General features: G+C 45.5%; 11 protein-coding genes. 8 read left to right on the top strand and 3 right to left on the bottom strand.

Going from position 1 to position 13,829, the window contains the following annotated elements; genetic code table 11:
• The 6 genes from BCT81_RS12010 to BCT81_RS11985 form a co-directional block, all read left to right on the top strand.
• A partial coding sequence (locus BCT81_RS12010; protein ID WP_102424525.1) for a DUF3261 domain-containing protein occupies positions 1–510 on the top strand: 510 nt, incomplete at its 5' end.
• Between the two features lie 5 nt (positions 511–515).
• The gene (locus tag BCT81_RS12005; RefSeq protein WP_102424523.1) at positions 516–1,715 is read left to right on the top strand and encodes a beta-ketoacyl-[acyl-carrier-protein] synthase family protein; all 1,200 of its coding nucleotides are present in this window, start codon (positions 516–518) and stop codon (positions 1,713–1,715) included.
• Positions 1,708–2,172 (top strand): hotdog family protein, encoded by a 465-nt coding sequence (locus tag BCT81_RS12000; RefSeq protein WP_008218193.1) that lies wholly within the window; start codon positions 1,708–1,710, stop codon positions 2,170–2,172. The genes BCT81_RS12005 and BCT81_RS12000 overlap by 8 nt, the downstream gene beginning before the upstream one ends.
• Positions 2,169–2,894, top strand: a complete 726-nt coding sequence (locus BCT81_RS11995; protein ID WP_019824153.1) for a 3-ketoacyl-ACP reductase FabG2 — start codon at positions 2,169–2,171, stop codon at positions 2,892–2,894. The genes BCT81_RS12000 and BCT81_RS11995 overlap by 4 nt, the downstream gene beginning before the upstream one ends.
• On the top strand, positions 2,891–4,114 hold the full coding sequence (locus tag BCT81_RS11990; RefSeq protein WP_102424522.1) for a beta-ketoacyl-ACP synthase: 1,224 nt from the start codon (positions 2,891–2,893) through the stop codon (positions 4,112–4,114). Before BCT81_RS11995 ends, BCT81_RS11990 begins: the two co-directional genes overlap by 4 nt.
• A gap of 8 nt (positions 4,115–4,122) precedes the next feature.
• The gene (locus BCT81_RS11985; protein WP_102424520.1) at positions 4,123–4,587 is read left to right on the top strand and encodes an Sbal_3080 family lipoprotein; all 465 of its coding nucleotides are present in this window, start codon (positions 4,123–4,125) and stop codon (positions 4,585–4,587) included.
• Positions 4,588–4,676: 89 nt separating this feature from the next.
• On the opposite strand, the gene gltX is transcribed toward BCT81_RS11985, so the two are convergent.
• On the bottom strand, positions 4,677–6,104 hold the full coding sequence (gene gltX, locus BCT81_RS11980) for a glutamate--tRNA ligase (protein ID WP_102424518.1): 1,428 nt from the start codon (positions 6,102–6,104) through the stop codon (positions 4,677–4,679).
• A 299-nt stretch (positions 6,105–6,403) separates the two neighbouring features.
• On the opposite strand from gltX, the gene BCT81_RS11975 reads away from it, so the two are divergent.
• Together BCT81_RS11975 and BCT81_RS11970 are read left to right on the top strand one after the other, a co-directional pair.
• Entirely contained in the window at positions 6,404–9,217 is a 2,814-nt protein-coding gene (locus BCT81_RS11975) for a copper-translocating P-type ATPase (protein ID WP_102424516.1), read from the top strand.
• Positions 9,207–9,647, top strand: a complete 441-nt coding sequence (locus BCT81_RS11970; RefSeq protein WP_008218183.1) for a DUF411 domain-containing protein — start codon at positions 9,207–9,209, stop codon at positions 9,645–9,647. Before BCT81_RS11975 ends, BCT81_RS11970 begins: the two co-directional genes overlap by 11 nt.
• 242 nt (positions 9,648–9,889) lie before the next feature.
• Here BCT81_RS11970 and BCT81_RS11965 read toward each other — a convergent pair whose 3' ends face one another.
• Together BCT81_RS11965 and BCT81_RS11960 are read right to left on the bottom strand one after the other, a co-directional pair.
• Positions 9,890–10,546 (bottom strand): oligogalacturonate-specific porin KdgM family protein, encoded by a 657-nt coding sequence (locus BCT81_RS11965; RefSeq protein WP_019824160.1) that lies wholly within the window; start codon positions 10,544–10,546, stop codon positions 9,890–9,892.
• A gap of 533 nt (positions 10,547–11,079) precedes the next feature.
• A complete protein-coding gene (locus BCT81_RS11960) occupies positions 11,080–13,731 on the bottom strand; it encodes a beta-N-acetylhexosaminidase (RefSeq protein ID WP_102424515.1) in 2,652 nt (883 codons plus the stop codon).
• Between the last annotated feature and the right edge of the window lie 98 nt (positions 13,732–13,829).

Here is a 13,829-nt window from a genome sequence, read left to right as displayed (position 1 = left end):
GAACTCGCCTTGCCTCTACCCGAAGAACTTGGGTACTCATTAACAGCAAGTCAATTGATTAGCGCAACCTGGCAAGAGGATACCCAACAGTTACCGGTTCAAGTTGAAGTTACGCCCGATAAGGTCGTTTTAGCTGGCTTCTCTTCTTGGGGCACACGTATCTTATCGCTGCAGTATCAAAACCAAGCCATTGAAACACAAGTACTATCTGGCCTCGGCGCTACCCTACCTCAGCCCGAACAGGTACTGTTTAATTTGATGCTCACCTTGTGGCCTGCAGAAGCATGGGCACAACCGCTACAAGGTATAGGCTGGCATTTGGTCGATACAGATAACAGCCGCACTGTGTTTGATGACAAGAAGCAGGCAATCATACGAATTGATTATCAAGCCGAACCGAATACACACAAAACGGCAGGCAACATTGTTTTCAAACATTTGACCCAAGGCTACACCATTACTATACAAACGTTGAATTCAACGATTGTCGATACCCCAAGTAAGAGCTAAACACTATGCCTATTTATATCCAAGACTGTGGTTTCCACTCAGCGCTAGGCTCAAGTATTACTGACATTCATGACTGCCTAAAAGGCGAACGTGAACCAAACATGGTTGAAGTCAGTGATATGCTGAACGACGGCAAACACACTGTCGTTGGCAAAATCGCAGGTGCGCTACCAGAGGTTCCGTCCACTCTCGTGAAGTATGCCACTCGCAACAACCAACTGGCGTTATCAGCTCTCAACCAAATCAAAGATTCTATTGAACTTGCCAAGGCACAATTTGGCGCAGACCGCATTGCTGTTGTTATAGGCACCAGTACCTCTGGTATCTCCGATGGTGAAGCGGCCTTCAAACAAAAACTGACAAACGGTGAGTTTCCAGAAGATTACCATTACTCAAAACAAGAGCTTGGGGACACTTCTGAGTTCGTTAGCCAATACTGCGCGTTAACGGGGCCAAACTACGTCATCTCTACGGCTTGCTCATCCAGCGGTCGCGTGTTTCTAACCGCCCAGCGCTTGTTAGATTCAGGCATGGCTGATGCCGTGTTAGTCGGTGGTGTGGATACCTTATGTAAGCTGACACTCAATGGTTTCCATGGTCTTGAAGCCCTTTCAACTAAACATTGTAAGCCATTTAGCGAATCTCGAGATGGCATCAATATTGGTGAAGCAGCCGCATTTATGTTGCTCAGTAAAACCAAGATCAAGCGTGTTCATTCTACTCAAAACACACCTCAAATTGCCTTATTAGGCTGTGGTGATAGCTCTGATGCGCACCATATTTCAGCGCCTCACCCTGAAGGAAATGGCGCCGAACAAGCAATGAAAAAAGCTTTATATTCTGCACAGTTAACCGCAGAAGACATCGGTTACATCAATGCGCATGGTACAGCAACGCCACTCAATGACTCGATGGAAAGTAAAGCCATCCATCGTATTTTTGCAAACAAGGTTCCCGTAAGTTCTACCAAGCCGTTGACCGGGCATACTCTAGGCGCAGCAAGTGCGATTGAGGCTGCAATTGCTTGGCATATTTTGAAATATGACTTACCGCTTCCCTTACAAAAATGTCAGGATAAAGCTGAAGATATTGAGGTTGATTTGGTAAACTGTTCCCAGAAACTTAAAGTAAAGAATATCTTAAGCAACTCGTTTGCTTTTGGTGGTAACAACATTAGCCTGATTTTTGGTGTAGTAAATGACTGATATCCCTTCTGTAGACCAACTTCTCCCTCACGATGATCCGATGATATTAATCGATCGTGCTATCAGCGTAGAGGCGTTGTCGATCCACTGTCAGGTCGATATTGGTGACCATAACCTGTTCTTTAATGCCGAATCTCAAACAGTACCAGCATATGTTGGCATCGAGTTTATGGCGCAGTCTGTAGCGGCATGGTCTGGATATCACGCACTGAAAAGCGGCACCACGCCCCCTATCGGTTTTCTACTTGGCTCTCGTCGCTATAAATCACTTTGTGATGAGTTTACTCAAGGTCAGACCCTTGATATCTATGCTGAACAACTGATGGAAGACAGCGGCATGGCCGTGTTTACCGCAAGAGTCGAAGACCAAGGCGAGTTGGTAGCTCAATGCCAACTCAATGTTTACGTGCCGACCGAACAAAAATTACAAGAAATGAAAACTAGGAGCCCATCATGACCCGTCAGGTTTTAGTCACTGGTGCCAGCAAAGGCATTGGTAAAGCGATCGCTATTCAACTCGCGAAAGACGGATTTGAAATCGCCGTTCATTACATGGGTGACAAGCAAGGTGCTGAGGAGACTCTACAATCGATCACCGAGCAAGGTGGCGCTGGACGTCTTATCCAATTTGATATCAGCAACCGCAGCGAATGTCGTGAAAAGCTAGAGTCAGATATTGCTGAACATGGCGCTTACTACGGTGTGGTAAACAACGCAGGCATTACTCGCGACACTGCATTCCCTGCGATGACAGAAGAAGAGTGGGATGGCGTGATCCACACCAACCTAGACAGCTTCTACAACGTACTTCACCCTTGCGTTATGCCTATGGTTCAAAAGCGTAAAGGTGGCCGTATCGTCACTCTAGCGTCTGTATCAGGCATTATGGGTAACCGTGGGCAAACTAACTATGCAGCGGCAAAAGCGGGGGTGATTGGCGCAACTAAGTCTCTTGCTCTAGAGCTCGCAAAACGCAAGATCACGGTAAACTGTGTCGCTCCTGGCTTAATTGACACAGGCATGGTTGACGAGCACGTGAAAGATCATGCGCTTCCTCAAGTACCACTGCGCCGTATGGGTGAGCCGGAAGAAGTGGCTGGTCTAGTCAGCTACCTAATGTCTGATATTGCAGGCTACGTAACTCGCCAAGTGATTTCAGTAAATGGAGGCTTAGTATGACCCGCCGCGTTGTTGTAACTGGCATGTCTGGTGTTACTGCTTTTGGTAACGACTGGCTACAGATAGAGCCAAAGCTAAAAGCCTGTGAAAATGCGACTCAATATATGCCAAGCTTCGAGCAATATGACGGTCTCAACACTAAGCTTGCAGCGCCTATTGATGACTTCCAACTGCCTAAACACTATAAGCGTAAACAAGTACGTGGCATGGGGCGTGTATCACGCCTAGCAACGGTTGCTACTGAGAATGCATTGGAGCAAGCCGGCTTAATTGGTCACGATGTATTGACCAATGGTGAAACGGGTATCGCTTACGGCTCTTCAACCGGCAGTACTGATGCGGTTGGTGCGTTTGGTGTGATGCTGAATGAGAAGTCGACACGAGCAATCACAGCAACCACTTACGTTCAAATGATGCCGCACACAGCAGCGGTAAACGTAGGCCTGTTCTTTGGTCTGCGTGGTCGCGTGATTCCCACCAGCAGCGCATGTACTTCAGGAAGCCAAGCCATTGGCTACGCCTATGAAGCGATCAAGCATGGTTACCAAACCGTCATGGTCGCCGGTGGTGGTGAAGAGCTATGCCCAACTGAGTCTGCCGTTTTCGATACCCTTTTCGCTACCAGTTTAAAAAACGACACACCCAAGAAATCCCCTAGCCCATACGACAGCGAGCGTGATGGCTTAGTGATTGGTGAAGGAGCAGGTACTCTGATACTTGAAGAGTACGAACATGCGGTTGCTCGCGGCGCAAAAATTTATGCCGAAATCATTGGTTTCGCTAGCAACTGCGATGCCGCCCACGTGACCCAACCTCAAATGGAAACCATGCAAATCTGTATGGAAAAAGCATTGAGAGACGCACAACTTCCAGCTGAAAAGATTGGCTATGTCTCGGCGCATGGCACTGCAACTGAAAAAGGTGACATCGCCGAAAGTAACGCGACAGCGAATATCTTTGGCGAAGTGCCTATTAGTTCTCTTAAGAGTTACTTTGGCCATACGCTTGGCGCATGTGGTGCGATTGAAGCGTGGCTCAGCCTTGAGATGATGCACAGCGGTTGGTTCAGCCCAACCCTAAACCTAGAGAATGTCGATGAACAATGCGGCAAGCTCGATTACATCACGGGCTCGGGTCGCGAATTGGATGTTGAATATCTGATGAGCAACAACTTTGCCTTTGGCGGCATCAACACTTCAATCATCTTCAAGAAAATCTAGGATACGTAATGAAAAACTGGTTAGCCGTTGCTGCTGTCACTTTACTCGCAGGTTGTAGTGCTCCTAAATATTCAGGAAACGCACTGCCAGAAGCGAACAACATTAAAAACATCACCATAGTAGAAGACACCAAGACGCGCACTGTGTTTCTTGATTCGATGCTCGATTGGTGTTTGAACAATCAAGTTAAATGTAAGGTTGTCGCAGACGGCTCTGAACACAAGCCTGAAGAAGTCACGCTAGATTACGTATCTCGTTGGAGCTGGGATTTGAGAACCTTTGTGGCAGACGCAAAGATCTCAGCTTATCAAGATCAACAGCGCGTTGGTAACGTAGAGTTTAAGGCGCCGAATAGCGGCAACTTTTCGAAGTTTGGTGACGATATGGAACGTATCAAAGCGATGATGGATATCTTGTTCGACAAGAAATCAGCCGCACAAGCAACCCAAATGATTGCCGACGACCAGCTATAGCAAAGTAATTTAGACAATAAAAGTTGAGACAAATAAAAAGGGTCAGTAACCAAGTTACTGACCCTTTTTTGAATCTAGCAATCGCTCAATTAAGCGTTAGCTTCACGCTGTGCGATGAACTCAAGAGCCATCTTGATACGAGCGATTACGCGCTCTTTACCAACAAGCTCCATCACTGCATCAACAGAAGGAGACTGACCGCCGCCTGTTACTGCTACGCGAAGTGGCATACCGATTTTACCCATGCCGATCTCTAGCTCTTCACATACTGCTGCAATCACACCATCTTTGATGTTTGCTGTCGTGAACTCTTCAAGAGCTTCAACCTTAGCAAGAGCAAGCTCTAGTGGACCTTTAGCTACACCACGTAGGTGCTTCTTCGCTGCGCCCGCTTCAAACTCAGAGAAATCTTCGTAGAAGTAACGAGACTGCTCAGCAAGTTCGATAAGCGTGTTACAACGCTCGCCAACTAGCTTGATCACTTCAGTGATAGCAGGGCCGTTTGTTGTATCGATCTTCTGCGCGTCTAGGTGCCATTGCAGGTATTTTGCAACGTACTCAGGCTCAGAAGTTTTGATGTAGTGGTTGTTCAACCAAAGTAGCTTTTCAGTATTGAATGCAGATGCAGACTTGCTGATTGCGTTTAGGCTAAAGAACTCAATCATCTCTTCTTGAGAGAAGATCTCTTGGTCACCGTGAGACCAGCCTAAACGAACTAGGTAGTTGTTTAGTGCATTTGGTAGGTAACCTTCGTCGCGATATTGCATTACAGATACAGCACCGTGACGCTTAGAAAGTTTCGCACCGTCATCACCAAGAATCATTGCACAGTGAGCGAACGTTGGAACTGGCGCGCCTAGTGCTTCATAGATGTTGATTTGACGAGGTGTGTTGTTGATGTGGTCTTCACCACGAACAACGTGTGTAATACCCATGTCCCAGTCATCCACTACCACTACGAAGTTGTAAGTAGGAGCGCCGTCTGTACGACGAATGATTAGGTCATCAAGTTGGCTGTTAGCAATTTCGATGCGACCACGGATTTGGTCATCAAATACTACGCTGCCTTCTTTAGGGTTACGGAAACGGATAACGCACGCATCGCCTTCTTTTGCTGCTTTATTTGCTGCAATAATTTTAGGGTGGTTAGCATCGTAGCGAGCCATCTCTTTATTTTCTTCTTGCTCTGCACGAATTTCATCAAGCAGCTCTTTAGACGCGTAACATTTGAATGCTTTGTCTTCAGCAAGTAGCTTATCAACCATTTCGTTGTAGCGGTCAAAACGCTTAGATTGGTAGTAAGGACCTTCATCCCATTCCATACCCATCCATTGCATGCCTTCTAGAATTGCATCAACCGCTTCTTGAGAGTTACGCTCAAGGTCTGTGTCTTCGATACGTAGAACGAATTCACCGCCTTGGTTTTTAGCGAATAGCCAAGAGTAAAGTGCAGTACGTGCACCACCAACGTGAAGATAGCCAGTTGGGCTAGGAGCAAAACGAGTTTTAACCGTCATTTAAATACCTTGATTATGTAGGTGATTCTTTTAGTGGCGTCGATTACAAGCCTGTAATGACCAAATATCACTAAATTTTGGGCGCTATTTTATCACCACCGCTTAAATCTACAATCAGTAGTGAATGATTAATGCGCTGTTGTTGTACGAAAGCCGTTATTGAAAGGCCAATTACGCCCTTAAAGTCGTAAATAGATAGTCTTAGCCAGTAGATTATAGCCGCACATTCTTAATTTCCCTCTTCCATTCCAAACAGAAACCACCAGCTAGCACTCCACCAAGATCAAATTCTTGAATTTATGTTTGACCTTACCCTTACGGGAAGGTTTATGTTAAGCGTAGATGAGAATTGGAGTATCGATATGAACCACTACACAACGGCGCTCAACGGCCTAAATTGCATGGGTTGCGCGAAGAAAGTTCGCACACTGTTTAGCGATCTCGACAGCACGATGATTAATGACATATCGCCGACCTACATCGATATTTCGACTCCATTTGGTTACATTCAGCTCAACGAACAGTTAGCAACGCTTGGCTATTCTATGGGTAATCAGCTGCACCTTTCGCTATCCGGTCTGAGCTGCGGCAAGTGTGTGAGCAAACTGACTAAAGCGCTTGAACAAACTGAGCAAGCCTCAAACCTAGAAGTCAGCAAACAGGAATTATCACTGGTTACTCTGCTTTCTGAATCTGAGGTTATTGAGCTGGTCGAAAGTGTCGGTTATCACGCCGCTCCCTACTCTGAATCTAATGACCAGTCATCACGTTCAGATTTAGAAGAAGATAAAAAACCAGCCTCCACAGTTACAACGCCAACTGAACCCGTTGCAAGTCAATATACTTATCATCTTGTTCTTGAGGGGATGACCTGCGCGAGTTGCGTTTCTTCAGTCGAAAAAGCACTGAAAAACAACAAATTCGTCGATCAAGCTCAGATCAACCTTGCCGAGCAAACAGCCTTGGTTTTCACATCTCAGACACGCGACCTGATAGAAAACAAGCTCATCCAATCGGTGAAAGCCGCAGGGTATGGCGCCGAGTTTGTTGATGATGCGGCAACACAACAACAAAAACAGCAAGAGCAACAACTTCGCACTCAACAGGCCTTCCTGAAAAACTCAGTGAGTGCGCTACTGCTTGGCGGACCATTAATGGCATGGGGCGTCTTTGGTGGCAACATGACCATCGCAACACAAAATGATCAACTGGCTTGGGGATTCATTGGTGTAATCTGCCTAGTGCTACTAGCCACCTCTGGGCGGAACTTCTTCACTAACGCGTGGCAATCCTTGATGCATAAACGCGCGACCATGGACACGCTAGTAGCTTTGGGTACAGGCGCAGCATGGTTCTACTCAATGCTGGTTGTGCTCATTCCATCATGGTTCCCCGAAGCCTCTCGCCATGTCTACTTTGAGGCGAGCGCGATGATCATTGGCCTTATTTCTTTGGGTCACTATATCGAAGCCAAGGCCAAAGCACGCACTACGAAATCGCTACAAGCACTGATTAATTTACAGCCTCAAAAAGCGATGGTTATCGTCGATGGCAAAGAGCAAATTATTGCTGTAGAAGCTATCCAAGTGGGTATGCAGATACGTGTCAAACCGGGTGAGAAAGTACCGGTTGATGGAGTTGTGGTATCAGGTGAGTCTTACATCGATGAATCCATGCTAACTGGCGAGCCGCTTCCCAACGTAAAATCAGTTAATGATGATGTTTCTGCAGGTACCATTAATGGTGATGGCAGCTTAATTATTGAAGCGACAGGAATTGGCTCAAGCACCATGCTGGCTCGAATCATTCAGATGGTTCGCCAAGCACAAAGCAGCAAACCTGCGATAGCGAAACTTGCCGACTCTATCTCTGCCGTTTTCGTTCCAGTTGTGGTTGCGATCGCAGCCGTTGCCGCCCTAGTGTGGTTCTTTTTTGGTCCGCAACCAAGTGCAAGCTACATGCTTGTTGTATCGACGACTGTGCTGATCATCGCTTGTCCGTGTGCTCTAGGCCTTGCGACTCCACTTTCTATTACAGTCGGTGTCGGCAAAGCTGCTGAGTTTGGTGTTCTGATCAAAGATGCGGATGTGTTGCAGTCAACGAGCAAAATCGATGCTGTGGTATTTGATAAGACGGGTACCCTAACCCAAGGTAAACCAAGCGTTCAACAGGCCTTTTATCACAACCTATCAGAACAGGAACTGTTGGCTTACGCCTATTCTGTTGAAGTTGGTTCAGAACACCCGCTTGCCAAAGCCGTTTGCCAGTATGCCGAGAACTTAGAAGTTTCAGCACTCCCACACAGCGACTTTGAAAACCGCCGAGGCCTTGGGGTACAAGCCAACATTAACGGAAAACACGTTCAAGTCAGCTCTCTGAAATACCTAACCCAACTCGGCATTGATACTCAAATAGGTAGTGACTTTATTGAACTTTGCCGCACGCAAGCATGGACGCCAATCTTCGTCGTCATCGACCAAAAACTGGAAGGCATATTCGGCATTTCAGACGCGTTAAAAATAGATAGCAAACAAGCGATTGCTCAACTAAAATCCGCCGGAATTCACACAGTGCTACTCACTGGCGACAACGACTCGGTTGCTCAAGCGATTGGCAAAAGCGTCGGTATCGATGAGGTTATCTCTGAAGTACTTCCAGAGCAGAAGGCGCAACATATTGTTGAGCTTCAACAACAATATAAGAGTGTAGCAATGGTTGGAGACGGTATAAACGACGCACCTGCACTGGCTCAGGCCGATATAGGTATCGCCATGGGCAGTGGCAGTGATGTGGCGATCGAGAGTGCACAAATGACACTTCTCAACTCATCACCTCTATCTGTTAGTAATGCGATAGAACTGTCCCAAGCAACGGTGAGAAACATGAAGCAAAACCTCTTTGGTGCCTTCATCTACAACTCACTGGGCATTCCCATCGCGGCAGGTGTGCTCTACCCATTTTTCGGATTTTTACTCAGCCCAGTGGTGGCAGGCGCAGCGATGGCGATGTCGTCCATTACTGTGGTAAGTAATGCCAATAGATTGAGACTGTTCAAACCGACCCATTCTAATATCAACAATAATCCTATTAATGAGGTTAGCCATGATTCGTAAAATTATGACTCTTACTGCACTCGCTGCAATTTCAGGACAAGCTCTCGCAACTGATGTTCTAAACCATAAATCACCATACTGCGGCTGTTGTACAGAATGGACAGAGCACATGCGTGATGCTGGTTTCGATGTAACAGAGAAACTCCACGATGATATGAACCCAATCAAGCAAAAGTTAGGGGTCACCCCTGAGCTGGCATCTTGCCACACGGCAGAGATTGATGGTTATGTATTTGAAGGTCACATCCCAGCAGAAGACGTGAAAGCCTTTTTAGAAAACCCACCACGCAATGCGATTGGTTTGGCGGTTCCGGGTATGCCAATGGGCTCACCGGGTATGGAATATGGCGATAAGAAAGACGAGTACTCTGTGTACGCGTTTAATGATAAGGGTCAGGTGTTTGAGTACCGTCACTATAAAGGTAACTAGAGTACCAATTCACCTAAGGTAGAAAATTTAAAGCATAAAAATAGAGCCTAGTATCAAGCAAACCCAAGACTGTGGTTTGCTTACTAGGCTCTTTGCTTTTGGACAGTAAAGCAAATCTTGTCGCGGTACCAACCGGGCTGTTAGTACCGCTATATTCCCCTCGCTAATTAGCTAGCAAGCTATTTAACAAAGAAGTTCACTCAGCTAATAATCTAATCGACTAAGCAGCTAAGCGAATCAGCTTAGAAGCCGTAAGAAGCACCGAATACGAATGCGTTGTTAGCATTGTCAGCTTGGTTACGGTACTCAAAGTAAGGTTGAACACCTTGACGAGTCCATGTAGCACGAAGCTCGTGGTCCATTGTGTTATCAGCGTCGCTGATTACGTATACGTTGTTGTAGCTAAGCGCTAGTTCAGCATTTACTGCGTAACCGATACGGTTGTCAAAACGAGTTTGGTCATCAGCTTTGCTGTCTTCCATTGCGTGGTAACGAGTACGGTTACTAATAGAGATACCGTTATCGAAGTTGTAGCCGATCTTAACTAATGGACGATACTGAACCGTTTCGCCGTTATTTAGTAGGTGGTGGTAACCAGCTGCAACCCATAGGTTGTCATTGATGTTATACATCTGCTCAACACCTAAAGTGATGTATGGAGAGTTACCTAGGCCGCTATCTTGGATTGCGTCATTGTCGTACTTACCAAGAGAGATACCATCGAACTCTGTTAGTAGCGTTGTACCAGAGTCAAACGTGTGTCCAGCTTCTAGAGTAGACGTAGCGTTTGGTTGGAAATCAGAATGAAATTGAACGTTACCTGTAACGTAAGAAGAACCAGCAAAAGCACTAGAAGCGAAAGCAAGAGAAAGAGCACTTAGAGCGATAATTTTTTTCATAGTAAACTGCCTTAGTTTGATTTTTTCAGCGGCATATCTTCGGTATATCATTCACCTTCACCGCTTGAGTAATTGGTCGCCTCCCTGGCATGAAATCTATGTTGCTCGAATTAATTTGCGTTTCAAAATAAAAGGGACAACAGAGTGATCCCTCTCACTATCAAAAAAAGACAAGTTATTTAACACCTTAAAATCAATAACTTAAAAACATAAAAATTGATAAAAAACTCAAGATTGAAAAGTATACAGATCGGGATCACGTTATTTCACGAAGAAAAATTAGATTTAGATAGTTGAATCACATCTGATTTAGAGTTTTTTACAGGGGACTTATTTTTTGAAGAGAATAATGAGAAGCGCGTCACTTTTGGGATTAAAGTCACCTTATGTGCATTGTTGATGATATGAACAAAGGCGATTTCTATATGTTTCAGTTTTGGATAAACACCTAATTCGCAGTAAACAAAAAGAGCTCCCGTTTTATCTTGAATAAGATAAAGGTCAGGAGCTCTTCTACTAATAGTGCTTATCGATTATTTAACTGAGGTCACTCGACTTACTTTCTCGCCACTTTCAGAGATAGAGCGGATATACGTTTCACCAGAAACCGATGGACGTTGCTGCTCATCATACGTTAGCCAGTTTTCACCATCTGCTGAGTATTGCAGCTCTACACCTGGGAATTGAATGTTCATCGCTAGCTTACCGTCAACAACCTTCGCACCTGGAACTGGTAGTCGGTAATCAATACCTGCTTTTTCTAGCTTAGCTAGTTCACGTTGACCAAGAATATTCGCAAAGCGATTAAAGTCGCTGTTCAACGCTTGCTTATTCACTAAGTTAGTTTCTTGAGAGTATTCAACACCAACCTTGTAGTCGTTTTCCCACTCAGCTCGGTGCCATGCACGCTCTGCTGCTGCTAGTACACGAGGGAACACCATGTATTCATATTGCTCGTCAGTACGTACTGTTTCTGACCAAAGTTGAGCTGACAGACCGTAGAAAGGTTTCGCTTCAACCTCACCTTTACCTGAGAAACCATTACCATCACGGTCTAATGATGTTTCTGCGTTTTGTGGCATGTTTTCTGGTGCGAAGCCAAACATCTTACGAGTATCGGTTGCACGTGTTGCCCAGTAGTAACCGCGCTCAGCTGCATCAACTTCGTATGGCATATCCATGTATACGTAGTCTGGGTTAGAGACAATCACGTCATACCCTTTTGCTGACCAATCGTATACTGATGAAGTTCCGCCCCAGTAAAGAACGTCCCAGAAGTTCACGCGAGTGCTTTCGGTTGCAAATGCTTCTTCACCTTCGCTGTATTTCAGACCATCTTGCCATGCTTGGAAGTGTGGAATACCCTTCTCAGCAACAATCTTAGAAACCTGTTCTGCGAAGTGGCTTGGTAGATGACCGAAATCGCTTACAGTACCATCAGCGATCAATGACTGACATTGTGGTGATTGTTGGAACGGCTTATCTTGCTTAGACAAATCGATATTGCCTTTCCAAGCCACTTTATCTTCTGCATTAATATCTTGTAAGCCTGCACCTAACTTGATGTTTTTCGCCTCATCGCCACCAAAGTGCCAAGTCGTTAGCGGAACGCCCGCTTCTTGGTGCATTGCCGCCACTTCAGAGATTACTTTATCGACGAAGTGAGTTGATGACTCCATACATGGGTTAATGAAGCTTTGCTTATCGTAGAACTGAACCGTGGTTACGTTCGATGTATCTTGTGGATCCATCAAGCGGTATTCGTTCGCTTCTGCTTCTTTGCCTTCCGCCATGAGACGAGTGTAACGCGCTTCCATTGATACCACAGCTGAACGAGCGTGAGCTGGCATATCAATCTCAGGGATAACTTCGATGCTGCGCGCTTTAGCGTAGCTTAAGATTTCGACGTAATCCGCTTTACTAAAGAAACCAGAGCCAAAGTTGTCTGTTGTTGGACCAGAACCTAGCTGAGGCAGTAAGCAGCTTTGTTCATCCAAATCAAAACAACGATTAGACCCTACATCCGTTAGCTCTGGTAAACCTGGGATTTCTAAACGCCAGCCTTCATCATCCGTTAAGTGAAGGTGCAGTTTATTCATCTTGTATGCCGCCATTTGATCTAGCGTTGCTAGGATGGCATCTTTTGAGTGGAAGTTTCGAGCAACGTCCACCATCACACCACGGTAATCAAAGCGCGGTGCATCTTTAATTGACAGTTGTGGTAATGATTCAGCGTTCTGACTATCTATTAGGCCAAAAATAGACTGAACTGCGTAGAAAGCACCCGTTTTATCAAACGCTTTAATCGCAATCCCCTCTTCCGAGATGCTTAGTTCATAAGCGCCAGATTTTGCTAAATCACCCGTAAACTGAGTAGGAACAACGGCAACACTTACAGGAAGGTCACCACTCACATCTACGTTTACCACATCTGCACGTTCTTCAATTGCTGCGAACTGATCAGCGTCGAATGCGTCTTTTGGTAAAGCAATACCACCAGCAATACTCACGGAACCTTCACCCGCTTCTACCGACATTGGTGTTGGCAGTAGCGTTGTTGATACATCTTGAGTTGCTAGATCAGCATTCTTTTCAAAACGCGTCACCGCTGTCGCCATTACGTTATTGTCATCAGGCGTACGCTTAAGGTTATTACCCTCTAGACCGGTTACGAACGATGCAACATCTTCTGTATTCAGTGATGCAATCATCTTAGGTTCTGCGTTTGGCGCCGTCACGAATGCACCTGGCATAAAGTCAGTTTCAAACAGTTGCCAGTATTCACTCGTTAACGGAAGAACCACTTCTTCACCAGCTGCAAAGCCGTCGAATTTTTCAGTGGGTTCTAGCTTGTGAAGGTCACCAGTAACACGAGTGATCTTAAATTGCTCATTATCAACATCTAGGATAAGACGAATACTGTGGAAGTAGATGCTCCAATCTTTAGAATCAATCGCTTCGCCTTCATTAGTTAGTGTCATGTTTACTTTGTTACATGACGCCCATTCAGCACCTAGGTCCTGACAAGCTAAGCCTTCATTCGCACCGTGGTTAGTTAGAATTTCGTACTGTACATCAAGATTGTCAGCCAGTGCATTCACTACTTTTTGTTCTGGTGCTTGTGTTACTGCACAACCCGTTAGGCCAGCCAATACCGCTACAGATAGTAAGTTTCTCTTCAACATCGTATTCACCCATAAATTAAAATTTGAGTAAGAAGCAAAATGGAGCGCTTCGAAAGTTAGATAAACTATATGGGCTTATTTTTTACCGTGAATTAAAT

Origin of the sequence: Vibrio sp. 10N.261.52.A1, from assembly GCF_002876325.1 — a bacterium.
GTDB lineage: Bacteria > Pseudomonadota > Gammaproteobacteria > Enterobacterales > Vibrionaceae > Vibrio > Vibrio chagasii.
The sequence above is the reverse complement of the archived record's forward strand: the minus strand, read 5'-3'. Positions and strand labels throughout refer to the sequence as shown.